At 72.1% G+C, this 23,075-nt stretch carries 29 protein-coding genes; 18 read left to right on the top strand and 11 right to left on the bottom strand.

Annotation, left to right across the window (positions count from 1 at the left end; translation table 11 throughout):
* Positions 1 to 106: 106 nt before the first annotated feature.
* From ACGFSC_RS29500 to ACGFSC_RS29460, 9 genes are all read left to right on the top strand, one after another.
* Entirely contained in the window at positions 107 to 1,402 is a 1,296-nt protein-coding gene (locus tag ACGFSC_RS29500; protein WP_359914293.1) for a DUF445 family protein, read from the top strand.
* A 123-nt stretch (positions 1,403 to 1,525) separates the two neighbouring features.
* The gene (locus tag ACGFSC_RS29495; RefSeq protein ID WP_359914296.1) at positions 1,526 to 2,557 is read left to right on the top strand and encodes an adenosine deaminase; all 1,032 of its coding nucleotides are present in this window, start codon (positions 1,526 to 1,528) and stop codon (positions 2,555 to 2,557) included.
* Between the two features lie 196 nt (positions 2,558 to 2,753).
* A complete protein-coding gene (locus ACGFSC_RS29490; protein ID WP_359914298.1) occupies positions 2,754 to 3,326 on the top strand; it encodes a toxin-antitoxin system HicB family antitoxin in 573 nt (190 codons plus the stop codon).
* A gap of 129 nt (positions 3,327 to 3,455) precedes the next feature.
* Positions 3,456 to 4,295, top strand: a complete 840-nt coding sequence (locus ACGFSC_RS29485; RefSeq protein ID WP_359914301.1) for a DUF4097 family beta strand repeat-containing protein — start codon at positions 3,456 to 3,458, stop codon at positions 4,293 to 4,295.
* Positions 4,295 to 5,239, top strand: coding sequence for an ATP-binding cassette domain-containing protein (locus tag ACGFSC_RS29480; protein WP_359914304.1), 945 nt, complete (start codon positions 4,295 to 4,297; stop codon positions 5,237 to 5,239). The genes ACGFSC_RS29485 and ACGFSC_RS29480 overlap by 1 nt, the downstream gene beginning before the upstream one ends.
* Positions 5,236 to 6,015 carry an ABC transporter permease gene (locus tag ACGFSC_RS29475; RefSeq protein WP_359914307.1) on the top strand — a complete coding sequence of 260 codons (780 nt, stop codon included), beginning with the start codon at positions 5,236 to 5,238 and terminating at the stop codon, positions 6,013 to 6,015. Before ACGFSC_RS29480 ends, ACGFSC_RS29475 begins: the two co-directional genes overlap by 4 nt.
* Before the next feature lie 111 nt (positions 6,016 to 6,126).
* The gene (locus ACGFSC_RS29470) at positions 6,127 to 6,717 is read left to right on the top strand and encodes a hypothetical protein (protein ID WP_380356822.1); all 591 of its coding nucleotides are present in this window, start codon (positions 6,127 to 6,129) and stop codon (positions 6,715 to 6,717) included.
* 54 nt (positions 6,718 to 6,771) lie between these two features.
* Entirely contained in the window at positions 6,772 to 7,122 is a 351-nt protein-coding gene (locus tag ACGFSC_RS29465; RefSeq protein WP_359914313.1) for a hypothetical protein, read from the top strand.
* Positions 7,123 to 7,124: 2 nt separating this feature from the next.
* On the top strand, positions 7,125 to 7,370 hold the full coding sequence (locus ACGFSC_RS29460; protein ID WP_359914315.1) for a hypothetical protein: 246 nt from the start codon (positions 7,125 to 7,127) through the stop codon (positions 7,368 to 7,370).
* Positions 7,371 to 7,433: 63 nt separating this feature from the next.
* Here the strand turns inward: ACGFSC_RS29460 and ACGFSC_RS29455 are convergent, their stop codons facing one another.
* The 4 genes from ACGFSC_RS29455 to ACGFSC_RS29440 all read right to left on the bottom strand — a co-directional run bounded on the left by ACGFSC_RS29455 (position 7,434) and on the right by ACGFSC_RS29440 (position 10,251).
* Complete coding sequence (locus ACGFSC_RS29455) at positions 7,434 to 7,832, bottom strand: hypothetical protein (RefSeq protein WP_359914318.1); 399 nt, start codon at positions 7,830 to 7,832, stop codon at positions 7,434 to 7,436.
* Positions 7,833 to 8,247: 415 nt separating this feature from the next.
* Positions 8,248 to 8,703, bottom strand: coding sequence for a GNAT family N-acetyltransferase (locus tag ACGFSC_RS29450; RefSeq protein ID WP_359915409.1), 456 nt, complete (start codon positions 8,701 to 8,703; stop codon positions 8,248 to 8,250).
* Positions 8,704 to 9,210: 507 nt separating this feature from the next.
* Positions 9,211 to 9,396 carry a DUF397 domain-containing protein gene (locus tag ACGFSC_RS29445; RefSeq protein WP_359915411.1) on the bottom strand — a complete coding sequence of 62 codons (186 nt, stop codon included), beginning with the start codon at positions 9,394 to 9,396 and terminating at the stop codon, positions 9,211 to 9,213.
* Between the two features lie 3 nt (positions 9,397 to 9,399).
* Positions 9,400 to 10,251 (bottom strand): helix-turn-helix transcriptional regulator, encoded by an 852-nt coding sequence (locus tag ACGFSC_RS29440; protein ID WP_359915413.1) that lies wholly within the window; start codon positions 10,249 to 10,251, stop codon positions 9,400 to 9,402.
* Positions 10,252 to 10,479: 228 nt separating this feature from the next.
* On the opposite strand from ACGFSC_RS29440, the gene ACGFSC_RS29435 reads away from it, so the two are divergent.
* Positions 10,480 to 10,848: an ATP-binding protein gene (locus ACGFSC_RS29435; protein WP_359915415.1), complete on the top strand. Its 369-nt coding sequence runs from the start codon at positions 10,480 to 10,482 to the stop codon at positions 10,846 to 10,848.
* Positions 10,845 to 11,099 carry a hypothetical protein gene (locus ACGFSC_RS29430; protein WP_359915417.1) on the top strand — a complete coding sequence of 85 codons (255 nt, stop codon included), beginning with the start codon at positions 10,845 to 10,847 and terminating at the stop codon, positions 11,097 to 11,099. Before ACGFSC_RS29435 ends, ACGFSC_RS29430 begins: the two co-directional genes overlap by 4 nt.
* On the opposite strand, the gene ACGFSC_RS29425 is transcribed toward ACGFSC_RS29430, so the two are convergent.
* Together ACGFSC_RS29425 and ACGFSC_RS29420 are read right to left on the bottom strand one after the other, a co-directional pair.
* Positions 11,089 to 12,228 (bottom strand): tryptophan dimethylallyltransferase family protein, encoded by a 1,140-nt coding sequence (locus tag ACGFSC_RS29425; protein ID WP_359915419.1) that lies wholly within the window; start codon positions 12,226 to 12,228, stop codon positions 11,089 to 11,091. The two genes, ACGFSC_RS29430 and ACGFSC_RS29425, sit on opposite strands and share 11 nt — an antisense overlap.
* On the bottom strand, positions 12,225 to 12,536 hold the full coding sequence (locus ACGFSC_RS29420) for a hypothetical protein (protein ID WP_359915421.1): 312 nt from the start codon (positions 12,534 to 12,536) through the stop codon (positions 12,225 to 12,227). Before ACGFSC_RS29420 ends, ACGFSC_RS29425 begins: the two co-directional genes overlap by 4 nt.
* 151 nt (positions 12,537 to 12,687) lie before the next feature.
* Here ACGFSC_RS29420 and ACGFSC_RS29415 point away from each other — a divergent pair, with 151 nt between their 5' ends.
* Both ACGFSC_RS29415 and ACGFSC_RS29410 read left to right on the top strand, forming a co-directional pair.
* Positions 12,688 to 13,509: a class II aldolase/adducin family protein gene (locus tag ACGFSC_RS29415; protein WP_359915423.1), complete on the top strand. Its 822-nt coding sequence runs from the start codon at positions 12,688 to 12,690 to the stop codon at positions 13,507 to 13,509.
* A 40-nt stretch (positions 13,510 to 13,549) separates the two neighbouring features.
* Positions 13,550 to 14,584: a 2-dehydropantoate 2-reductase gene (locus ACGFSC_RS29410; RefSeq protein ID WP_359915425.1), complete on the top strand. Its 1,035-nt coding sequence runs from the start codon at positions 13,550 to 13,552 to the stop codon at positions 14,582 to 14,584.
* Between the two features lie 61 nt (positions 14,585 to 14,645).
* On the opposite strand, the gene ACGFSC_RS29405 is transcribed toward ACGFSC_RS29410, so the two are convergent.
* Both ACGFSC_RS29405 and ACGFSC_RS29400 read right to left on the bottom strand, forming a co-directional pair.
* Positions 14,646 to 15,590: an NADP-dependent oxidoreductase gene (locus ACGFSC_RS29405; protein WP_359901952.1), complete on the bottom strand. Its 945-nt coding sequence runs from the start codon at positions 15,588 to 15,590 to the stop codon at positions 14,646 to 14,648.
* A 69-nt stretch (positions 15,591 to 15,659) separates the two neighbouring features.
* On the bottom strand, positions 15,660 to 16,115 hold the full coding sequence (locus ACGFSC_RS29400) for a MarR family transcriptional regulator (protein WP_359901949.1): 456 nt from the start codon (positions 16,113 to 16,115) through the stop codon (positions 15,660 to 15,662).
* Positions 16,116 to 16,303: 188 nt separating this feature from the next.
* Here ACGFSC_RS29400 and ACGFSC_RS29395 point away from each other — a divergent pair, with 188 nt between their 5' ends.
* Positions 16,304 to 17,770, top strand: coding sequence for an MFS transporter (locus ACGFSC_RS29395; protein ID WP_359901963.1), 1,467 nt, complete (start codon positions 16,304 to 16,306; stop codon positions 17,768 to 17,770).
* Positions 17,771 to 17,928: 158 nt separating this feature from the next.
* Here ACGFSC_RS29395 and ACGFSC_RS29390 read toward each other — a convergent pair whose 3' ends face one another.
* The gene (locus ACGFSC_RS29390; RefSeq protein ID WP_359901947.1) at positions 17,929 to 18,774 is read right to left on the bottom strand and encodes an NAD(P)H-binding protein; all 846 of its coding nucleotides are present in this window, start codon (positions 18,772 to 18,774) and stop codon (positions 17,929 to 17,931) included.
* A gap of 116 nt (positions 18,775 to 18,890) precedes the next feature.
* On the opposite strand from ACGFSC_RS29390, the gene ACGFSC_RS29385 reads away from it, so the two are divergent.
* Positions 18,891 to 19,481 carry a TetR/AcrR family transcriptional regulator gene (locus ACGFSC_RS29385; protein WP_359901945.1) on the top strand — a complete coding sequence of 197 codons (591 nt, stop codon included), beginning with the start codon at positions 18,891 to 18,893 and terminating at the stop codon, positions 19,479 to 19,481.
* A 58-nt stretch (positions 19,482 to 19,539) separates the two neighbouring features.
* Here the strand turns inward: ACGFSC_RS29385 and ACGFSC_RS29380 are convergent, their stop codons facing one another.
* Positions 19,540 to 20,106 (bottom strand): helix-turn-helix domain-containing protein, encoded by a 567-nt coding sequence (locus tag ACGFSC_RS29380; protein ID WP_359901942.1) that lies wholly within the window; start codon positions 20,104 to 20,106, stop codon positions 19,540 to 19,542.
* A 101-nt stretch (positions 20,107 to 20,207) separates the two neighbouring features.
* Here ACGFSC_RS29380 and ACGFSC_RS29375 point away from each other — a divergent pair, with 101 nt between their 5' ends.
* Entirely contained in the window at positions 20,208 to 20,927 is a 720-nt protein-coding gene (locus tag ACGFSC_RS29375) for an NAD(P)H-dependent oxidoreductase (RefSeq protein ID WP_359901939.1), read from the top strand.
* Positions 20,928 to 20,934: 7 nt separating this feature from the next.
* A complete protein-coding gene (locus ACGFSC_RS29370) occupies positions 20,935 to 21,255 on the top strand; it encodes a multidrug efflux SMR transporter (protein ID WP_359901936.1) in 321 nt (106 codons plus the stop codon).
* A 100-nt stretch (positions 21,256 to 21,355) separates the two neighbouring features.
* On the opposite strand, the gene ACGFSC_RS29365 is transcribed toward ACGFSC_RS29370, so the two are convergent.
* Positions 21,356 to 22,063, bottom strand: a complete 708-nt coding sequence (locus ACGFSC_RS29365) for a helix-turn-helix domain-containing protein (RefSeq protein WP_359901934.1) — start codon at positions 22,061 to 22,063, stop codon at positions 21,356 to 21,358.
* A gap of 79 nt (positions 22,064 to 22,142) precedes the next feature.
* Between ACGFSC_RS29365 and ACGFSC_RS29360 the strand changes: the two genes are divergently transcribed.
* The gene (locus ACGFSC_RS29360; protein WP_359901932.1) at positions 22,143 to 23,075 is read left to right on the top strand and encodes a zinc-binding dehydrogenase; all 933 of its coding nucleotides are present in this window, start codon (positions 22,143 to 22,145) and stop codon (positions 23,073 to 23,075) included.

The following is a 23,075-nucleotide window of genomic DNA, read 5'->3' as shown; positions in this document are numbered from 1 at the left end:
CGGTTCGGCGTGTGAGGCCCGGGCTGTTCGGTGCGTCACGCCTGGCGGGGGCGTGTGATCGCGAGGCGCGCCCCCGTCCGCGCCGGGCAACGGGCAGACTGGCGGGGTGAGTGACGATGCCTTCAGCGGGACCGGCCCCGGGGTCCGGTTCACCGCGGCCGACGAGCAGAAGAGACGTGGCGTCCGCCGGATGAAGACCATCGCGACCGGCCTGCTGGCCTTCGCGACCCTGGTCTTCGCCCTGGCCACCTGGGCCAAGGCGGCCGGCGCCGGCCCCTGGGCGGGGTACGTGGCGGCCGCCGCCGAGGCGGGCATGGTCGGCGCGCTGGCCGACTGGTTCGCGGTGACCGCGCTGTTCCGCCGGCCGTTCGGCCTGCCGATCCCGCACACCGCGATCATCCCGACCAAGAAGGACGCCTTCGGCCGCTCGCTCGGCGACTTCGTCGGCGAGAACTTCCTCTCCGGCCACGTGGTCCGCGGCCGCCTGGCGGCACTCGGCATCGGCCGCCGGCTGGGGGAGTGGCTGGCCGCGCCGGGCAGTGCCGAGCGGGTCACCAAGGAGGCCTCGGCGGCGCTGCGCGGCCTGCTCGCGGTGCTCCGCGACGACGACGTGCGGGCGGTGGTCGCCGAGGCGGTGACCAGGCGGGCCGCGGCCACCTCGGTGGCCGAGCCGATGGGCCGGATGCTCGGCAAGGTGGTCGCGGACGGCGGGCACCACGGGGTGGTGGACCTGGTCGCCGTCCGGGCGCACGGCTGGCTGACCACCAACCACGAGGAGGTGGTCCAGAAGGTCACCCAGAAGACCCCGGGCTGGACGCCCCGGTTCATCGACCACCAGGTCGGCGAGCGGGTCTACAAGGAGCTGCTGCGCTTCGTCACCGACATCCGGGACGATCCGGACCACCCCGCCCGCGGCGCGATCGACAACTTCCTCGCCGACTTCGCGACCGAGCTGCAGACCGACCCGGAGACCATCGCCCGGGTCGAGCGGGCCAAGGGCGAGCTGCTGGCCCGCGCCGAGGTGCAGGACCTGATCAACTCCACCTGGGCGGCCGTGCGCACCCTGGTGATGGGCGCGGCCGAGGACGAGGACAGCGAACTGCGCCGGCGCATCCGCGACGGCGTGCGCCGCTTCGGCGAGCGCCTGGCCACCGACCCCAAGCTCCAGGCCAAGGTGGACGGCTGGCTCCAGGACGCCGCCCAGTACCTGGTCGACACCTACCGCACCGAGATCACCTCGCTGATCTCCGAGACGGTGGCGGGCTGGGACGCCGACGACGCCTCCCGCAAGATCGAGGCCAACGTCGGCCGCGACCTGCAGTTCATCCGGATCAACGGCACCGTGGTCGGCGCCCTGGCCGGGCTGCTGATCCACACCCTGGCGGTGGCGCTCGGAGGGTGACCCCGGGCACGGCCTATCCTTGCCAGCAACTGTCTTCGGTACGCGCGTAGAAGGAAGAAGGGAACCACCGTGGTCCAGCCGGACGGAAGTCGGATCGGCCCCAGTGTCAGTCGGATCGAGCCCGTGGAGCGGAGCATCGAGGCGTTCATCGCCGGGATGCCCAAGGCGGAACTGCACGTCCACCACGTCGGCTCGGCCTCGCCGCGCGTCGTCGCGGAACTGGCCGCCCGGCACGCCGGGAACTCCAAGGTGCCGGCCGACCCGGCGGCGCTCGCCGAGTACTTCACCTTCACCGACTTCGCGCACTTCATCGAGGTCTACCTGAGCGTGGTGGACCTGGTCCGGGACGCCGAGGACGTCCGCTCGCTCACCTACGGGGTGGCCGAGGACATGGCCCGGCAGAACATCCGGTACGCCGAGCTGACCATCACCCCGTACTCCTCGGTCCGCCGGGGCATCCCCGAGGTCGCCTTCATGGAGGCGATCGAGGACGCCCGGCTGCGCGCCGAGAAGGAGCTCGGCGTGGTGCTGCGCTGGTGCTTCGACATCCCGGGCGAGGCCGGGCTGCAGTCCGCCGAGGAGACCGCCCGGCTGGCCACCGAGCTGGGCCCCGACGGCCTGGTCAGCTTCGGCCTGGGCGGCCCGGAGATCGGCGTGCCGCGCCCGCAGTTCAAGCCGTACTTCGACCGGGCCCGGGCGGCCGGCCTGCGCAGCGTCCCGCACGCGGGCGAGGCCACCGGGCCGGAGACGGTCTGGGACGCGATCCGGGCGCTCGGCGCCGAGCGCATCGGGCACGGCACCCAGGCGGTGAAGGACCCGGCGCTGGTCGACTACCTGGGCGAGCACCGCATCCCGCTGGAGGTCTGCCCGACCTCCAACATCGCCACCCGGGTCGTGGAGCGGATCGAGGACCACCCGATCAAGCGGATGGTCGACGCCGGGCTGCTGGTGACGGTCAACAGCGACGACCCGCCGATGTTCGGCACCGACCTCAACACCGAGTACGCGGTGGCGGCGCGACTGCTGGGCCTGGACGAGGCCGGGGTGGCGGGGCTGGCCCGCAACGCCGTCGAGGCCTCCTTCCTGGACCGGGCGGGCAAGACCCGGCTGACCGGGGAGATCGACGCCTACCTGGCGGGCTGGCAGCAGGCCTGACCTTCCCGCCGTCGCATTTCCCGCCGCCGCGTTTCCCGCTGTCACGTTTCCCCTGGTGAACCGCCCCGTCGACCTCGGTCGGCGGGGCGGTTCCGCGTTCCGGCGCCGACCGGCGCCATCCCCGTTCGGACCGTGGCGCCAAAGTGGTGCCACAAATGGCTCGACATGGCACCACGGCCGTGCCATGCTTACGGCCATGGACCTCACGCCGTACGTGGAAAACCTCCGGAACGAGCTCGCGGTGGCCGCCGCCACCGGCGGGGACGAAGCGCGTGCGCTGGCCGAGCGGCTGACGCTCCCGCTGGAGTCGGCCGTGCGGCTCACCCTGCTCAATGCGCTCTCGGCCGCCATGGGCGAAGTCACCCGTGACCTCGCCCCCGGCTCGGTGGACGTGCGCCTGCGCGGGCTCGACCCCGAGTTCGTGGTGACGGCGCCGCCCGGCTCGGACGCCTTCCACGGCGATACGGCGCCACGGCCGGCACCGATGGCGCCACTCGCGCCACCGGTGGCGCCACCGGTGGCACCTTCGGCGGCGCCGGAGCCGGACGAGACCGGCACCGCCCGGATCAACTTCCGCCTGCCCGCCCACCTCAAGGCCAGGGCGGAGGAGGCCGCCGCCGAGGCCGGCCTCTCGCTCAACGCCTGGCTGGTCCGGGCCCTGGCCGGCGCCCTGGAGGGCGGCGAGCCGACCCGCCGGCCGGTGGCCGATCCGGGCAGCCGGGTCGCGCGCAGCGTCGGCGGCCAGGGCTTCACCGGCTGGGTCCACTGAGGCCTCCGCAGTACCCCGAGCATCCGCACGACCTCTCGCACCACCTCCCGCACCACCTTCTGCACCTTCGACGTCACCCCCGCTCCGACCAGCGGGAACACCCACACGAGTCAAAAGGACGGGACAGCCATGCCTACGTACGAGACCGACGGACCGATCTCCGCCATCCTCGAGTTCGACATCGGCTCGGTCTGGATCAAGGCGGGCAAGCGCACCGACACGGTGGTCGAGGTCCGGCCCGCCAATCCGGCCAAGGAGGCGGACGTCAAGGCCGCCGAGCAGACCCAGGTCGACTTCTCCGGTGGCCGGCTCGGCATCAAGGCCCCCAAGCAGCGCAGCGTCTTCAGCGGCAAGAAGGGCGCGGTCGAGGTCCTGGTCGAGCTGCCGGCCGGCTCCGAGGTCCACAGCGAGTCGCCGATGGCCGAGTTCGTCACCGAGGGCCCGCTCGGTGCCTGCCGGCTGAAGACCTCGCTCGGCCGGATCCAGGTCGAGAGCGCCGAGAGCGCCCGGCTCGACAGCGGCTTCGGGGACGTCCGGCTCGGCGCGACGACCGGGGACGCCGAGGTGACGGGGGCCGGCCGGATCGAGATCGGATCCGTCGGGGGCCGGCTGACGGTGAAGAACAGCAACGGCGACACCGAGGTCGACGAGGTGCACGGCGAACTCCACGCCAACGCCTCCAACGGCCGGATCCACGTCGGCTGCGCCGAGGGGAACGTGGACGCCAAGTCGGCGCACGGCCACATCCGGGTCGGCCGGGTGGTCCGCGGCAAGGTCACCCTCCAGACCAGCGTGGGGGACGTCGAGGTCGGCATCGCGGAGGGCACCGCGGCCTGGCTCGACGTGCACAGCAAGGTCGGCGGCGTCCGCAACGACCTCGGCCCCACCCAGGGCCCGGGCGACGCGATGGAGACGGTCGAGGTCCGCGGCCGCACCCAGGTCGGCAACGTCGTCGTCCGGAGGGCCTGATGGCGGCCGACTCCGCGGTCCCGGCGATCTCGGCGACCGGACTCACCAAGTCCTACGGGGACAAGGCGGTCCTCAGGGGCGTCGACCTGGAGATCCCGGCGGGCAGCGTGTTCGCCCTGCTCGGGCCCAACGGCGCCGGCAAGACCACCATCGTGCAGATCCTTTCCACCCTGATCCCCGCGGACGGCGGCTCGGCCCGGGTGGTCGGGCGCGACGTGGCACGCGAGGCCGACGCGGTGCGGAAGGCGATCGGGGTGACGGGCCAGTTCTCGGCGGTGGACAACCTGCTCACCGCCGAGGAGAACCTGATGCTGATGGCCGACCTCAACCACCTCCGCCGTCGGGAGGGGCGGAGGCGGGCGGAGGAACTGCTGCGGCGCTTCGATCTCACCGAGGCCTCGCGCAAGGCCGTCACCACCTTCTCCGGTGGCATGCGGCGCAAGCTCGACCTCGCGATGACCCTGGTCGGGGACCCGAAGGTGATCTTCCTGGACGAGCCGACCACCGGGCTGGACCCGCGCAGCCGGCGCACCATGTGGGAGATCATCCGGAGCCTGGTCGCCGACCACGGGGTGACGGTCTTCCTCACCACCCAGTACCTGGAGGAGGCCGACCAGCTCGCCGACCGGATCGCCGTCCTGGACGGCGGCCGGATCGTCGCCGAGGGCACGGCCGAGGAGCTGAAGCGGTTCGCCCCCGGCGGGCGGATCCGGCTCCGGTTCGCGGACGCCGGCTCGCTGGCCACCGCCGCCACGCTGTTCGAATACGCCACGGCCGACACCGAGGCGCTGCGGCTGGAGATCCCGGGGGACAACTCCGTCCTCACTGTGAAGGCCGTGCTGGACGTGCTCGACAACGCGTCCGTGCAGGCCGAGTCGTTGGTCGTGGAGACGGCCGACCTGGACGACGCGTTCCTTCAACTGACCGGGGAGGGCGTGCGATGAGCATGGCCACGGGCACGGCAGCCCACGCGCTCAGCGACTCGCTGACCATGCTGCGCCGCAACCTCAAGCACGCGCTGCGCTACCCGTCCCTGACCTTCGCGGTCGTGGTGATGCCGGTCATGATGCTGCTGCTCTTCAACTACGCCTACGGCAGCACCCTGGGTGCCGGCATAGGCGGCGGACACTACATCGACTACGTGACGCCCGGCATCGTGCTGATGGCGGCCACCTCCGGGTCGCTGGTCACCGCGATCGGCATCTGCACCGACATGACCGAGGGCATCGTCAACCGCTTCCGCACGATGGCCATATCGCGCTCCGCCTTCCTGGCGGGGCACGTGGTCGGCAGTGTCGTCCAGACCATGATCGGGCTGGTGCTGGTGATCGGCACGGCCCTCGCGATGGGCTTCCGGCCGAACGCCGGACCGGTGGAGTGGCTGGCCGCGATGGGCCTGCTGCTCTTCCTCACGATCGCCCTGACCTGGATATCGGCCGGCATCGGCCTGGTGGCCAAGACGGTCGAGAGCGCCAGCAACATGCCGATGCCGCTGCAGTTCCTGCCCTTCATCGGCAGCGCCATCGTGCCGACCGACTCCATGCCGACGGCACTGCGCTGGTTCGCCGAGTACCAGCCCTTCACCCCCATGATCGAGACCCTGCGCGGGCTGTTGATGGGGACCGGGATCGGCACCAGTGCCTGGAGTGCCCTGGGCTGGTGCACCGTGCTGACGCTGGTCGGCTACTTCTGGTCGCGGAGCGTCTTCTACCGGCGGTGACGGGGGTACGGCCGGTAGACCCGGCGGCCCGGACGACGGAGTACCCGTCGTCCGGGCCGTCCGGCATCCCCGTAGTAAAGTCCCGGCAAAGGACAACTCCGGGGGGAGCAAATGACGGTGACGCGCCGCAGGCAGGTCGTCTGGTGGCTCAGGGGCATCGCGCTGGCGTCCGTCCTCGTCTACCTGCCGGGCTACTTCTCCTCCCGCCAGGGCGGGCTGGTCGAGGTCGAGCGCTGGCTGAACCACCCGGTGCTGCTGCTCGGGACGGCGATCACGCTGGCCGTCGCCTCGGTGGTGGCCCAGTTCGAGTTCCGCACCAGATGGGCGCAGATCGGCTGCGCGGCCGTCCTGTCACCGCTCCTCGTCATCGGGGCGGGGGTCGGGGCCGTGGCGTACATCTTCGGCGGCGACGGCCGGCTGGTCGACCGCAGGCCCGACCCGAACCGCTCCGACCACGTGCTGCGCGTCACCGACATCGCCTTCTCGATCGATCCGGTCTACCGGGTGGAGCTGCTGACGGGCAGCGGCTGGTCGGCCCGCCACTGGGGCCTCGGCACCTGGGAGGAGGGCGACGGCTTCGTCAAGGCCGAATGGTCCGCCCCGGGCCGGATCACGGTGACCTTGCGGGAGGAGATCGAGGTCTTCACCGTGGACGAGGACGGGACGCTGGGCGGCCCCTCGGCCATGCCCCGGCCCCGCTAGAGCTGTCGTAAGGTCCGTGCCGAAGATCGGTGAACCGCCGGGGGCGAGCGAGGGATGTCAGCGGCACGTCGCAAGCAGATCGCGTGGAGGCTCAGAGGGGCGGCGTTCGCGGCGCTGCCGGCGTACCTGGCGGGTTGGTACGCGTCCCGACCGGGCGGGCTGGTGGTGGTCGATCAGTGGCTCAACCACCCGGTGCTGCTGGTCGGCGCGGCGGTCGTGCTGGTCGTGGCCTCGCTGATCATCGAGCTGGAGTTCCGTACCCGGGTGTCGCAGATCGGTTGCGCCGCCGGCCTGGTGGCGCTGATCTTCGGCTCGCCGATGACCGTGTTCACGGTATTGGCGACCACCGGCTTCCCGGGGCGGACGACCGGGAGGCCTCCCCGGGCCGCCCGGACCGGGTGCTGACCATGACCGATGTCGCCTTCTCGATCGATCCGATCTACCGGGTGGAGCTGGTGTCCGGTACCGGTTGGTCCGCCCGCCACTGGAGCATGGGCATCTGGAACACCCAGTACGGCGACTTGGTCCGCATCGACTGGTCCGGGACGGACCGGATCACCATCACCGGGCGCAAGAAGCTCACCGTCTTCGACGTCCTTCCGGACGGCAGCCCGAGCGCCCCGCGGGAGGAGCCCCTGCCCCCGAAGCAGTGAAACGGTCCGGCCCTCCGCCGGGGGTCGGAGGAGGGCCCGACCGTCCGCCTCGGCGGGAAGGCGTCACCAGCGGTCGATGCCCATGGTCCTGGCCGCGCTGTGGACGGCGTTGTAGTGCGGGATCGACATGTCGGACTTCTTCTGGCCCGCCGGCAGGTTCCGGTCGGCGGCGCGGAACTCGTCGCGGGCCTCCGCGAGCAGGCTGGTGCCGTGGGAGACCGGGACGTCCTTGGTGCCGTGTGCCGGGTGGGACTTGGCGGCCGTCCTGCTGCCCGCGTTGATCAGGGTGTCGCGGGCCTGGTTGTAGTCGGCGACCTTGACGGTCTTCGGGTTGCGGAGCTCCGCCCGCACCCCGGCCGCCGACGGCGCCTGTTCGGCGGCGACGGCGGCCGGAGCGGCAGCGGTGGTGAGCGCACCCGTCACGAGGACGGTCGCGAAGGCGTTCCGAAGGGACCTGTGCATGAGGGTGTCCTTCCGACAAGGAAAGCGTCACGGATTCGCTCCCTCATGAGCACCGGAACGGTCAGGGTGCGAACGCCTCCGCCCTACCCCGGCCCCCGGCGGCGGAAAACCGGCTTCCGCTCAGGAAGTTCGCCGACGATGAGATCAGGCCTTTGCCTGATTGTGCGTTCATGGGATCAGCGCAGTCGAAAGGTGGGGCTGCAACGCGGAAGGGTCCGGCATCCGTGTGGATGCCGGACCCTTCCGACTGTGGAGCGCCAGGCCCGGGTTGCACGGACTCTTCCTACTGAAAGTAGGACGTGCTCTGGTAGCACCGCTGACGCCTGACGAGGAATCATCTCCCTCGCGATGTCGAAAATATTAGCAGCTCAGCACCCGTGCGACGAATCGCGGCCGGGCGGACGGGCGCCGTCGGTCAGAGGGCTCGCGTCATGAACGCGCTGTTCGGGTCAGGCCGGTAGTCCGCGAACGGCTCGCAGGGGACGAACCCGAACTTCTCGTACAGCTTCCTGGCCGGCAGGAAGAAGTCGGGCGTGCCGGTCTCCAGGCTCAGCTTGGTGAAGCCCATGCGCCTGGCCTCGGTGATGATGTGCTCCAGCAGCAGGGACGCGACGCCGCTCCGCTTGCGCAGCGGTGCCGTGCGCATCGACTTCAGTTCGGCGTGGTCTGCGTCCAGTTGCTTGAGAGCGCCGCAGCCGACCAGGACGCCGTCGTCCCGCACCGACCAGAACGTGATCCCGGGCCGGCGGAGGGCGTCGAGGTCGAGGGCGTGGGTGCTCTCCGGCGGGGAGATGGCCCGCATCTGCTGGACGTGCTCGTTGAGGAAGCGGACGATCTCGGGGCCGGAGAGGTCGTCGGTCGCGATCTGCACTGTTGCTCCTGTCCCGGGTCGGGAAACGCGGAAGGGCCCGGCATCCGTGTGGATGCCGGACCCTTCCGACTGTGGAGCGCCAGGCCCGGGTTGCACGGACTCTTCCTACTGAAAGTAGGACGTGCTCTGGTAGCACCGCTGACGCCTGGCGAGAGATCATCTCCCTCGCGATGTCGAAAATATTAGCAGCTCAACGCCTGTGCGCCGAATCGTGCTGCCGGACGCCCGGGGGCGCCGTGTTGGCTGGTTGTCGCGCAGGGCTCCCGCGCCGCCTGAATCGGTTCGGTCGCATCAACGCGGAAGGGCCCGGCATCCGTGTGGATGCCGGACCCTTCCGACTGTGGAGCGCCAGGCCCGGGTTGCACGGACTCTTCCTACTGAAAGTAGGACGTGCTCTGGTAGCACCGCTGACGCCTGACGAGAGATCATCTCCCTCGCGACGTCAGGAATATTAGCAGCTCAACACCCGTGCGCCGAATCGCGGCCCCGGCCGGTGCGCCGGCGGAGTCAGGCGTCGAACTCGCCGGCGCGGATGGCGGAGACGAGGTCGCGCCATTCGTCGGGGGTGAGCTGGGCGATGGCGTCGGGCAGGAGGCTGCTGCGGACGTAGACGGCATCGGGGGCTATGGCTACCTCGGGGCAGCTTGCACCATCAGGGCAAGCTTCAGGGCGCTTCCAGGAGAGTGTTTTCATAGCTTAGATCTCTTTCTTGATGAGCCTGATGGCATCACGAGACTGGCTCTCGGTGAGAGACCGCTCGGTCATCCTGTCGATGATGTAGCGGTAGTTCTCCAAGTGCTTCTGCTCGTGCAGGAATGCCGGGCCGCCGACGGCGTCGAGCTGGACAGTGTCGAGTCGTTTCACGGGGCCGTTGGCATGGATGACGCCTTGTCCCGCGCCCATGAACCCGTTGGTGCCGAAGGTGATCACCCGAAGCGTCACGTGAGGAAGTTCCGAGTACTCAAGCAGACTGTCAAGCTGTCGCCTGGCAGCATCACGGCCGCCGAACAGCATGCGCAGGGCGGCCTCGTGCACCAGCGCCGAGTATGGCTCAGCTCCGTCCCGCATCAAGAACGTCGAGCGCTGAACTCGGTGCTCAACGCGTGCTTCCAGGAGGCGCGGTGAGAGTGGCGGGTGGACATTCTGGAAGATTGCCCGCCCGTACTCCTCGGTCTGCATGACGCCGGGAACATGCGAAACCTGATACGTGCGCATTCCCTTGGCGAAGTACTCCATCTCCGCGATGTCCAGGAAGCCGACCGGTACGGAACCGCGGTAGTCCTCCCACCAGCCTTTGTGGCGCTCCTCGGCCATGGAGCCGAGGGCCTCGACGTAGGCGGCATCGCCCTCTTCGAAGTCGGAGGCGAGCATCCTCACGCGCTCGGCGCTGATCGGGTACTGCGCCTTCTCGATCTGTGTGATCTTCGTTCGAGAGAACCCAAACAGTGCGGCAGCCTGGGCAGTTGTGCGTCCCGCGCAGTCGCGCATCTTCCGGAGCTCGATGCCGACTCGTTCCTGCCGGGCAGAAGGGGTGATTCCTGGTGGCATGCCCCAAGCATCCATCGCAATCCCGCGAGGGGTCCAGCAATCCATCGATCGAGTGAAGGATTGGGTAGAAGTGCCGGTACATGTGCCAGGCGTGCCCTACAGTCGGTGACGCACCGACCACCGATGCGGGCGTCAGTAACGCTGCCTCGCACCGCAGAGCACCCATGCCCGGACTGGCTCACGGTGACAGCTCGCTCGGTTCATCCTTCCATCCCCCTGGGAGAAACTGTGCGTAACCTCAACTCCCCCTCCCTCACCCTCTCCCGCGACGCCCTCCGCGACGGGATGACCAGTGCCGGCTGGCCGCCCTCCCTCATCGCGGACGCCGAACTCGCGATGGTCGAACTGATCGTCAACGCCTGGCGCCACGGTGAGACGACCTCCCCGGTCATCCTGATCCACCACCGCGCCGACACCCTGCGCGTCGCGGTCTCCGACCGCAGCCCCCTCCTCCCGGAACAGGGCCCCCTCGCCCTCCTTTCCGAGACCGGCCGGGGCCTCCAACTGGTCGCGGGCCTCACCCACCGCTGGGGCGTCGACCCCCAACACCTCGGCAAGACCGTCTGGTTCGAGCTGCAGCAGGACGGTGTCGCGTGAGCGCCCACCACCCCATCCACCCGGCCGACCCGGCGCTGCTGCACCTCACCTCGCGCCAGGTCGCCCAACTCATCGTCGAACTCCGAACGGAAGGCCGAGAGTTCGGCCTCCTCTGGCCCTCCGCCGGCCCCGGCGACATCAACCTCCACGGCCGGCGCCTGGTCGACATCGGCAACGTCCCGGCGAGCACGCTGGTCAACCTCCTCGCGCTCATCCGCGAGTTCAGGCGCAACCGCGACCTCAGGCCGTAGGAGCCGTAGGAACAGTCCCGTACGTGTTGAAGCGCAGGTACAGCCCGATGTGCGCCGGAGTCCCCGGCGTGATGGTGCGGTAGCTGCACAGCTCCTGCACCCCGCTCTCGCCTCCGGGCAGTCCGGCCGTCAGCTGCCGCAGCACCTCGGCGTGCGGGCGCGGATCGACGCCCTCGATCCGCATCAGCTCCGCTATCCGCCCGGCGGCCTCGGCGTCGCTGCGGGTGTTACCGGGAAGCCGCAGGTAGACGTTGGCCTCCTCGGGTCCCGTCGCACCCTCCCGGAACGCCAGGCAGGTCATCGGCTCGTTGTCCACCGTGCCGCCGTCCCGCCCGTAGATCACGGCACGGGCTCGGGCCGCCCGGGCCGAATCGTGGCGGTGCGACAGTGCGGCAACGGTGTCCAACTCGTCCATCGGCATCGGGAGGTGGCGGAAGTAGACCTTCACCCGGGAGGCGCTTCCGCCGTCCAGGTCGAGGGCGAAGAACTCCACCTCGTGCCCGCGCCGGGCGAGCTCCCCGCACCGCCGTCCCACCGGTTCCCAGGCCTCGGCCAGCCCCAGCCGGTGCATGGCCTCGGCCATGACCTCGTGGGTGCGGTCCGGGCCGTGCGCCTGCGGGTTGAGGTAGACCTTGTAGTGCGGCCGCTCGCCGGGCTGCCAGGCCAGGGAGTGCCAGACGGTGGGCCGGTTGAGACCGGGACGGGGCGTGACGAACAGGTCCTCGACGTCGAGGTACCGCTCGATGCTCACCCCCGGCCGTTCGGCTAGCCGAAGCGTCAACTCCCGTCCGGCTTCCTGGCATCCGAGCGGAGTGCGGTCGAAACTCAGCGACTCGAACAGGATGCGCACCTCCGGCCTCCCCGCCTTCCAGCTGACGGAAAGCTCGGCGGGGAAGCCGTCGGTCGAGACGAACGACGGCGGATTGCACCGGGTCCCGATGGGCCGCGCGCCCCACGGGCTGAGCACGTCCCGCAGGTCCTGCAGGACGCGGGCCGTCTCCGACCCGCTGATCCCCAGGCCCCGGCAGACGGCTGTCCACCTCTCCTCCAGGAACTGCCCGAAGGTCTTGTCCGGGTCCCGGAAGGGGGCGAGGGCGGATGTGGTGTCGCGAAACAGCGGGATGGTCACTGGCCCGACTGGTTGGGTTCGTTCATCTGCCCGATGACCGACTGGTTGGGCTCGTTGAGCTGCCCGACGACCGACTGGTTGGGCTCGTTGAGCTGCCCGACGACCGACTGGTTGGGCTCGTTGAGCTGCCCGACGACCGACTGGTTGGGCTCGTTGAGCTGCCCGACGACCGACTGGTTCGGCTCGTTCAGCTGCTTGGCGACAGTGCTGGGCGCGGGTGCTGCCGCCAGGGTCGCCGTGGTGCCGACGAGCAGTGCCGCACCTGCGGCGATTCCAACTGCCCAGGTGGCCGATACCCTGCGCATCATTGCCCCTCCCCCTGATCGATGATCAGATTGATCATAGCCACAGGGCCGGTACCAAAGGTATGTATCTTTCGAACGCATCTTTGATTTGCCCCCGCCCAGCCGGCCCTCAGCCCCAGCCCCTCGCCCCACCGCAGCAGCCCCGGGAGTCGCCATGTCCGCACCGCAGCAGCCCGAAGACCCGTACGCGGCGACCGGTGTCGTGGGACCGGCCCCGGAGGGGGTGACCCTGCCGCTGCCGCCGGTGTTCGACTCGGTGGAGGAGGAGCGCCAGTACCGGAAGGAACAACTGGCGGCCGGATTCCGCCTGTTCGGCCGGTTCGGCTTCTCGGAGGGCGTCGCAGGGCACATCACCGTCCGCGACCCGGAGAACCCGGGCTGGTTCTGGGTGAACCCGTTCGGCATGAGCTTCAACCAGATCAAGGCCTCCGACCTGATCCTGGTCGACCACGAGGGCACCCTGCTGCACGGCAGGCGGCCGGTGAACCGGGCCGCCTTCGCGATCCACTCCCAGGTGCACGCCGCCCGCCCGGACGCGGTCGCGGCCGCGCACTCGCACTCCCTCTACGGCAAGGCCTTCTCCAGCCTCGGCATCCCGCTCGACCCGATCACCCAGGACGCCTGCGTCTTCTTCGAGGACCACGGGCTGTACAGCGACTACCGGGGCGTCGTGACCGAGACCGAGGAGGGCAAGCGGGTGGCCGCCGCCCTGGGCGGGCACAAGGCCGTGATCCTGCAGAACCACGGCCTGCTGACGGTCGGCCAGTCGGTGGCCGAGGCGGTCTGGTGGTTCATCACCATGGAGCGCTCCTGCCAGGCGCAGCTGCTGGCGATGGCGGCCGGCACCCCGAAGCCGATCGACCGGGAGACCGCGCTGATCGCCCGGAACCAGATCGGGACCTCGCTGGCCGGCTGGTTCCAGGCCCGCCCGCTGTGGGACCAGATCACCCTCTCGGACCCCGACCTCTTCGACTGACGATCCCCGCCGCCGTCCGCCTTCCCCCTGGAGCAGCCCCGTGCCCACCACCCCCGCCCAGCGCAGGCTCCGGATCGCCGTGTTCGGCGCCGGTTCCATCGGCTGCCACCTCGGCGGCATGCTCGCCCCGACCGCCGACGTCACCCTGATCGGCCGGCCGGCGGCGATGGCGGCGATCGACGCGGACGGGCTGACCCTCACCGGCCCGGGCGAGGCCCGGCGCGAGGTGCGGGACCTGACCGCCGCCGCCGACCCGGAGGCCGCGGCCAGCGCCGACTACGTGCTGGTCACGGTGAAGTCCGCCGACACCGCGACCGCCGCCCGGGAACTCGCCCCGCACCTCGGTCCGAACACGGTGGTGGTGAGCTTCCAGAACGGTCTGCGCAACGTGGACGTGCTCGCGGCCGCGCTGCCGTCCCACCGGGTGCTGGCCGGGATGGTCCCGTACAACGTGGTGCGGACCGGGACCGCGGCGTTCCACCAGGGCAGCGGCGGCTCGCTGATGCTGGCCGCCGAGGAGGGGGCGGACGCCCTCGCCGACGCCGCCCGGGCGGGCGGTCTGCTGCTGGAGCTGCGGCCGGACATGCCGGCCGTCCAGGCGGCGAAGCTGCTGATGAACCTCAACAACGCGGTCAACGCGCTCTCCGGGCTTCCGCTGCGCGAGCAGGTCGGGCAGCTGGCGTACCGGCAGTGCGTGGCACGCTGCCAGCTGGAGGCGCTGGTGGTGTTCCGGGCCGCCGGGATGGCGCCCGCCCAGCTCGGCCCGGTGCCGCCGGAGGTGATGCCGCAGGTGCTCGAACTGCCGGACGCGCAGTTCCAGGAGCTGGCCGGGGCCAGCCTGCAGATCGACGCGACGGCCCGCTCCTCGATGTGGGAGGACCTCCAGCGGGGCCGCCCCACCGAGATCGACTCGCTGCAGGGCGAGATCGTCGCCCTCGCCGAACGCCACGGCCTCACGGCGCCCGCCAACGCCCGCCTGATCACCCTCGTCCGCGAGGCCGAGTCGGCCGCCCCCGGCACCGCCCCCGGCTGGACCGGCCCCGCCCTCCTCGCCGAACTCACCCCGGCCCACTGACGGGGCGCTCCACGCCGCCTGCGCGGGAAGTCGGCCCGGCCGACTTCCCGCGCAGGCGGCGTCAGGAGAAGTCCAGGACCAGCCGGCCGCGCAGGCCGCCGGCCTCCAGGAGGCGGTGGGCCCGGGCCGCTTCCTCGGCGGGCAGCACGTCGGCGACGTGCAGGGTCAGGACGCCCGCCTCGGCCTGGCGGCGCAGGGCGTCCAGCCCCGCGGTGTCCGTGATGGCGTCCGTCACCATCACCGGGCGCACCAGGACGCCGCGTTCGGCGGGGCCGGACCAGCCCTTCAGCTCGGCCAGGGTCCCGCCGTCGGCCACGGCGGGTACGAGCTCGGTGGTCTGGTGGGAACCGTCCACCAGGCCGGGGACGCCGTCGGGCACCAGCGCCCGGATGCGGTCGGCGACGTCGGGGCCGCGTTCCACCACGTGGTCGGCGCCGAACCCCCGTACCCGCTCGACGTCCTGCGGAGCGGCGTCCGCGATGACGGTCAGCCCGTCGGCCTTGGCCAGCTCGACCGCGTACCCGCCGACGGCCCCGGCCGCTCCGGTCACGGCGACGGTCCCGCCGGGTGGCACGGCCAGTGCGTCCAGGGCCAGGCGTGCGGTCATCGCGTTCATCAGCAGCGTGGACGCCGCGGGGTGGTCCACCCCCTCCGGTGCCGGGACCACCGAGGCGGCGGGCACCACGACCTGTTCGGCGTACGCCCCACCGTGCTCGCTGATGAACAGCACGACGGCGACCACCCGTTGGCCGACGGCGAGCCGTCCGTCCGTCCCGGGCCCGAGCTGGTCGATCACCCCGGCCGCGTCCATGCCGGGCACGAACGGGGGCCGCCTGCCCGGCATCCGTGCGGCGTGGCCGCCGCGCCGCAGTACCGCGTCGGTCGGGTTCACGGCGGCCGCGTGCACCCGGATGCGGACCTCACCGGGGCCCGCCTGCGGCTCGGGCAGCTCCAGTACGCGCAGGACGTCCGGGGCGCCGAACTCCTCAATTCCCATGGCTCTCATGCCACTTGCAAGTCGCCGCGCGGGCCGGGTGTTCCCGCGTGGCGCGTGCCGCGCGTCGACGCCGATGCCTCAGTCCCGGGGCCAGGGCCGCCCGTCGAGCCGCTCGATGCCGGTGTTGAAGCGGCGCAGGAAGCCGGCGAAGGAGGCTATGTCCTCCTCCGGCCAGTCCGTCATCACGAGGTTCAGCGCCCGTACGTGGGCCTCGCGTTCCGCTTCCAGCCGGTTCCGGCCCTCCTCGGTGAGGCGGAACTTGCGGGCGATGCCGCCGTCCGGGTCCGGGATGCGTTCGAGCAGTCCCGCGCTCTTCAGGGCCGCGGTCTGCCGGTTGAGGGTGGAGACGTCCAGGGCGAAGGCGTCGCTCAACTGCCCGATGGACATGGGCCCCTCGGCGTCGACCCGGCTGAGCAGGATGTAGGAACTGCGTTCGAGCTGGCTGCCCTCGGGGCGGGCGTTGACCTGGCTCAGGTCGCGGTGCCGGGCGAACACCAGGAATTCGAGGGCGACCTCGTGCGTGGGGCTGGTCATGTCGAAGTCCCTTCATCACCGCTTCGACCTGCGGTTTCTCCGTGGATCACCTTTCAGTATGCCAGAGGTATGCGCGGCCCACATGATGTGCACGGCGCACATCATGTGTAAGCTGACCATTCTGTGTTCCATGCACATTGTGTGTTTTCTGCACACTCCTGCTCTTCGACTGCCCGAGGAGGCCCGTCATCAACGGCCCCGCCCCCACTCCCCGCACCGGCCCGATCGTGGCGGTGCTCGCCTTCACCGGCACCGTCGCCGCGATCATGCAGACCCTGGTCACCCCACTGATCAGCGAGCTCCCGCAACTCCTGCACACCAGCGCGTCCAACGCCTCCTGGGTCATCACCGCGACCCTGCTCTCCGCCGCCGTCTTCGTCCCGATCAGCGGCCGCCTCGGCGACCTGCTCGGCAAGCGGACGATGCTCATCGCCTCCTGCGTCCCGCTGCTGCTCGGCTCGGTCCTGTGCGCGGTGGCCGACTCCGTGGTGCCGATGATCGCCGGCCGGGCGCTGCAGGGCATGGGCATGGGCCTGGTGCCGATCGGCATCAGCCTGCTGCGCGACGTCCTGCCGCCCGATCGGCTCGGCTCGGCGATCGCCCTGGTCAGCGCCTCCATGGGCATCGGCGGCGGCCTCGGCCTGCCGATCGCGGCCGGCGTCGCCGACTACGCCAGCTGGCGCGTGCTCTTCTGGGGCACCGCCGTGCTGACCGTCGTCATCATCGGCATGCTCTGGACCGTCATCCCGACCCCCGCCGCGGACGGCCGCCCTGCCGGCGGCCGCTTCGACTTCGTCGGTGCGATCGGCCTCAGCGTCGGCCTGGTCTGCCTGCTGCTGCCCGTCTCCAAGGGCGGGGACTGGGGCTGGGGCAGCACCCGCACCCTCGGCCTGTTCACCGCCTCCGCCGCGATCCTGATGCTCTGGGCCCGCTGGGAGCTGCGCGTCCCCGAACCGCTGGTGGACCTGCGGGTCACCGCGCGCCCGCGGGTGCTGCTGACCAACGCCGCCTCCGTCCTGGTCGGCTTCGGCATGTACGCCCAGGCGCTGATCGTGCCGCAGCTGCTCATGCTGCCGAAGCTCACCGGCTACGGGCTGGGGCAGTCGATGCTGGCGATGGGCCTGTGGATGGCGCCCGGCGGGCTGATGATGATGGTCGTCTCCCCGTTCGGCGGCAAGCTGTCCGCCGCGCGCGGACCGAAGTTCACCCTGGCCGCCGGGGCGCTGACGATCGCCGTCGGCTACGGGCTGGCGCTGCCGCTGATGGGCTCCACCTGGGGCGTGCTGATCGTGACGATCGTCTGCAACAGCGGCGTCGGCCTTGCCTACGGCGCGATGCCCGCGCTGATCATGAGCGCGGTGCCGCTGTCCGCGACGGCCTCGGCGAACAGCTTCAACACCCTGATGCGCTCGCTGGGCACCTCGGTGTCCGCCGCCGTGATGGGTGTGGTGCTGTCGCAGATGACCGTCGACCTGGGCGGGCACGCCCTGCCCTCGGAGGGCGGCTTCCGGGTCGGCCTGGTGATCGGCTGCGGCGTCGCGCTGATCGCGGCCGCCGTCGCCGCGTTCATCCCCGCGCCGCCCGGTCCCCGGCTGCGCGCCGTTCCCGCCCCGGAGGCGGAGGACGCCGAGGCGGCCAGGCCGGCCACGGCCTGAGGCCCGGCCGGGTGGGGCCCGCCGGGTGGGGCCCGCCTGCGTGGGCCTGCTCGCGTGAGGCCCGCCCGGGTGGACCCGCCTGCCTGCGCGGGGCCCGCCTGCGCGGCGGCCCGCCCCGGGCGCGTTGTGCTCGCGCGTCCGGGGCGGCCGCGCGGGTGCTACCGGAAGGCCGGCAGGTTGCGCTCGACCCAGGCCCGGAAGGGCGCGGCCGGGCGGTGCAGCACGGCCGCCACGTCGGGGCTGACCGCCTGCTCGGCGGGGAGCGGGAGGCCGAGGACGTCCAGCGTCCCGGCGATCACTCGCTCCGGCATGAACCGTGCCAGGTGGGCGTGGGCCTGCTCCCGGGACAGCTCCACGAAGGCCACCTCCTCGCCCAGGGCCTCGGCGATGACCTCGGCCTGCCGGCGCGGTCCGATCGCCTCCGGTCCGGTCAGCTCGTAGGTGCGGCCGCCGTGGCCGTCCTCGCGCAGCACGGCGGCGGCGACCGCCGCGATGTCCGCGGGGTCGACCACGGGCAGCGCCACCCCGCCGAACGGCGCGAAGACCGTCCGCTCCGCCCGGACCGTCGCGGCCCAGGCGAAGGCGTTGGAGGCGAAGCCGCCGGGGCGCAGGACGGTGAAGTCCCGTCCGGAGGCGCGCACGGCGGCCTCGAACTCCCGCAGCCGGGCGTGCGAGGGGGCGTCCGGCCGGGTGGCGCCGACCTGCGAGGAGACCAGGACGATCCGCTCCACCCCGGCGTCCGCGACCGTCCTCAGCAGGGCTTCCGGGCTCTCGCCGTGGCTGTTGAGCTCGCCGCCCAGCACGACGAACAGCGCGCGGGACCCTTCGAGGGCCGGGCGCAGGCCGGCGGCGTCGCCGAGGCCGCCCCGGGCCCAGCGGACCCCGGCCGCCGGGTGGTCGGGCTGCGGCTCCCGGGACACGGCGACCACCTGTTCGCCCGCCTCGGCCAGCAGCTCCACCAGCGTCCGGCCGATGTTGCCGGTCGCGCCCGTCACTGTGATCATTTCCGCCCCCAGGTGTGAGATGTCAGGAGTGAGATGTGCGGTCGAGCCAGTGAGTTAGTTGGCTGACTGAGAAAGACCGTAGCCGCCTTCCGGGGCGGCTGTCTATAGTCAGTCGGATGACTGACTCAGTGAACCGGCGCACGGCGGCGTCGCAGAAGCGCCGACGGCTCACCGCGGCCGCGGCCAAGGTCCTGCACGAACAGGGCGTCGAGCGGACCACCCTCGCCGACATCGCGCGCGAGGCCGACGTCCCGGTCGGGAACGTCTACTACTACTTCAAGACCAAGGACGAGCTGGTCCGCGCCGCGCTCTCCGCGCACAGTGCACACCTGGACGAACTCGCCGAGCGGCTGGAGCGGTTGCCCGACCCGCTGGACCGCCTCAAGGCACTGGTCGAGGCCTGGGTCGGACAGCGTGACCTCGCCGCCCGGCACGGCTGCCCGACCGGCACCCTGGCCGTCGAACTCGACAAGCGCACCGACGGGGACCTCGACGCGGAGGCCGGCGCGGTGATCCGGCGGCTGCTCGACTGGGCCGCGGGCCAGTTCCGCGAGCTGGGCCTGCCCGACCCGGACGGCCTGGCCCTCACCCTGGTCGCCGGCTACCAGGGCATGTCGCTGCTCGCCAACGCGCTGCGCGACCCGGAGGTCATGACGCGCGAAGGGGGCCGCCTGCTGCGCTGGCTCGACTCCCTGCGGGCCGCGTAGGCCCGCTCCCCGCAGGTCCACCCTCGGGCGGGCCCGGCGGGTCCGGCAGGCCCGGGCCTCAGTCGCCGAGCATGCGGTGGGCGAGCAGGTGGAGCCCCGCCTCGATGCGTTCGGTGGACACGCCCCGGTCGCGGTGGTGGCGGTACAGCTCCGGGGCGAGCGGTGCCAGCAACTGGTCGGCGAGGACGTCCGGGTCCTCGGCCCGCGCCGCCGCGGCCAGCATCCGGACGTGCGCGCGCCAGAAGCCGTAGGCGCCGGTGGCCAGCCGGGCCGGGCCGGTCTCGGCGCCGAGCAGCAGGTGGGAGTGGCGCTCCAGCAGGCGGACCATCGCCGAGTAGAAGGCGCTCAGCCGCTCGGCCGGGGCGGCCGCCGGCTCAGGGCCCAACGGGACTTCCCCGCGCAGGAGTTGCTCCTGGATCTCGTGCTCGTGGGCGTCCAGCAGGGCGCGCGCGATCGAGGCGCGGTCCGGGTAGCGGCGGTAGAGCGTGCCGCGGCCGACGCCGGCTGCCCGGGCGATGTCCTCCATGGTCACGGCGGCCGGGTCGCGGGTCGTGAACAACTGCTCGGCCGCCCGGAGCACCTTGAGTCGGTTGCGGGCGGCGTCGGCGCGTTCGGTCGGTGGCATGGGCCGATTCTAACAAGTGGACGCCCTGTCCACTTGATGGCTAGCATCGTCACCAGACAAGCGGACGCCGTGTCCGCTTGTGGAATTCCGGGGGTACCGTCATGCCGCAGCTCCTCCACCTCGACGCCAGCGCCCGCCGCAGCTCGTTCTCCCGCCGGATCGGCGCGGCCTTCGCCGAGGCCTGGCGCGCCGAAGCGCCGCAGGGCACCTGCACCTACCGGGACCTCGCGGCCGAGCCCGTGCCGCCGATCGGCGAGGCCTGGACGACGATCTGCGACACCCTGCTCCGCGAGGGCATCGTCGAGCCCGACCGCTACGCCGAGGCGGTCCGCACCGACGCCGAGCGCGCCGCGTGGGCGGTCCTCGAACCGCTGCTCGCCGAACTGCTCGCCGCCGACGTCGTCCTGATCGGCTCGCCGATGTACAACTTCGGCGTCCCGGCCCAGCTCAAGCTCTGGATCGACCAGGTCACCTTCCCGAAGATGAACCTGCGGCCGCGGCGCTTCGTGGTCGCCTCCGCCCAGGGTGGCTCCTACCGGCCGGGCATGCCGCGCGCGCCCTTCGACCACCAGACGCGCTACCTGGTGGACTTCTTCCACGGGCACTACGCCGTCGAGGACACCCTGGTCATCGGCGCCGAACTGGCGAACGCGACCGTGGACCCGGCACTGGCCGAACGGCTCCCGCAGCACGAGGCGTCGCTGGCCGCCGCCCTGACCGAGGCCGCCGAGGCCGGCCGACGGCTGGCCCGCGAGGCGGCCGGGGTGGGTGCGGCCGGGGTGGGCGCGGCGGCCGGGGCGCGTGCCGGCGGGCGGGGGTGAGGCGGCCGTGTCCTGGCTCCTCCTGCTCGCCGCCGGCCTGGTCGAGGTCGTCTGGTCGCAGAGCATCAAGCCGACCGACGGCTTCACCCGCCCCGGCCCCACCGCGCTGTGCGTACTGCTCGGCGCGCTGTCCGTCCACCTGCTGTCGCGGGCCATGCGCGACCTCCCGGCCGGCCTCGCCTACGCGATGTTCACCGGCATCGGCACGGTCGGCGCCATCACGCTCGGGGCCGTCCTGCGGCACGAGTCGCTCGGTGCGGGCCGGGCGGCCGCGCTGGCGCTGATCGTGGCCGGGCTCGTGCTGGCCCGGCTCACCGCCGCGGACTGACGGCGGCCCTCGGTGCGGCGGTGCCGGGCTGTGTTCGGGCCCGCCGCGGCTCGACCGGTGCCGCGGCTCGGGCCCGCCGCGGTTCGGCCGGTGCCGAGGCTCAGGCCCGCCGTGGTTCGACCGATGCCGCGAGCGCGCCCGGCAGTTCGGCGCAGGCCGTCCGGAGCCGTCGCGCGAGGTCGGCGCGGGTGTGCCCGGACGGCTGCGCCACCCAGCCGTCCATCGCCTGGTGGAACGCGGCGACCAGCATGTCCGTCGCCAGCCGGGCGCGCAGCGCGGCGCCCGCCTCGGGGCCGTCGAGGGCGAACCGGCGGGTGACCGTCGACACCGCCTCCCGGGTCGCCCGCTCGCAGAAGGCCAGCCCGTGGGCGTCCATCGAGGGCGTCCGGGCGGCCAGTCGGCGGCTCGCCAGGGCGCGTTCGGCCCAGCCGTCGGCCGGCATCCGGTCGATCGCCTCGGTGAGAGTCCCCTCCAGGAGGGCCAGCAGCCGGCCGTCGTCCGACGGCCGGCTCTCCAGCACCTCCAGGAACGTCGTCCACAGGTCCTGGGTGGGCGCCATCGCGACGTCCTCCTTGCTGGAGAACGCGCGGAAGAAGGTCCGCTTGGAGACCTCGACGGCCTCGCACAGCCGGTCCAGCGTCACCCCGTCGAAGCCGTGCTCGCCGAACAGCTCCAGGGCGGTGTCGATCAGCGCCTGACGGGTGCGCAGCTTCTTGCGCTCGCGCAGCGGGAGCGCGGCGCCCGGCGCTTCGGGGGCCTGTTCGGCGCCCCGCTCCGGTGCCGTGGCGGTGGCCTTCTCGGGAGTCATCGCGGTCAGTCTAGTCGGGGCTGTAATGCCACCTGTAGGCTTATGCCACTCAGTGGCAGAATCTTGGGGAGGATCCTCCATGCGTGCACTCCTGGTCGACCGCTCGGCCCCCGGCGGCCTGCGCCTCGGTACGGCCCCGGACCCCGAGCCGGCGCCCCACCAGGCACTGGTCCGGGTCACCGCGACCTCGCTCAACTACGGCGAGGTCGCCTTCGGCCTCGACACGGCCCCCGACGGCACCGTCCTCGGCTGGGACGCCGCCGGCATCGTCGAACGCGCCGCCGCCGACGGCTCCGGCCCCGCCGAGGGGACCCCGGTGGTCACCCTGATGCCGGCCGGCGGCTGGGCCGAACTCCGGGCGGTGGACACCGGGTTGATCGGTGCCGCACCCGTCGGTGCCGACCTCGCCGCCCTCGCCACCATCCCGGTCGCCGCCCTCAGCGCCCTGCGCGCGCTGCACCGCATCGGCCCGCTGCTCGGCCGCAGCGTCCTGGTCACCGGCGCCACCGGGGGCGTCGGCCGGTACGCCGTCCAGCTCGCCCGGGCGGCGGGCGCGCACGTGGTCGCGTCCACCGGCTCGCCGGACCGCAACGGCGAGGTGCTGCGCCGCCTCGGCGCCCACGAGGTGGTCGCCTCGCCGAAGGAGACCGCCGGGCCGGTCGACGGCGTGGTCGACGTCGTCGGCGGCCCCCGACTGGTCGAGGCCTACGAGGCCCTGGGCCCCGGCGGCGTCCTGGTCGCCACCGGCCACAGCTCCGGCCGGGGCGAGGACTTCGCGTTCGGCACCCTGTTCGGCGACGCGAACAGGCACGACCGCGCGGTGGTCTCCTTCTACCTGCTCGGCTGCACCGGCCTCGGCCGCGACCTCGGGTGGCTCGCCCACCGGGTGGCGGCGGGCGAGCTGGACCCCGGTATCACCTGGAGCGGCGACTGGGACGACGCGGCCGAGGCGGTCGACGCCCTGCTCGGCCGGCGGCTGCACGGCAAGGCGGTGCTGACCATCGGAGCCTGA

It is taken from the genome of Kitasatospora sp. NPDC048715, from assembly GCF_043198905.1.
In the GTDB taxonomy this organism is placed as follows: Bacteria; Actinomycetota; Actinomycetes; order Streptomycetales; family Streptomycetaceae; genus Kitasatospora; species Kitasatospora lactacystinica.
Note: the sequence above shows the minus strand (reverse complement) of the source record. Positions and strands in the feature narration are given on the sequence as shown.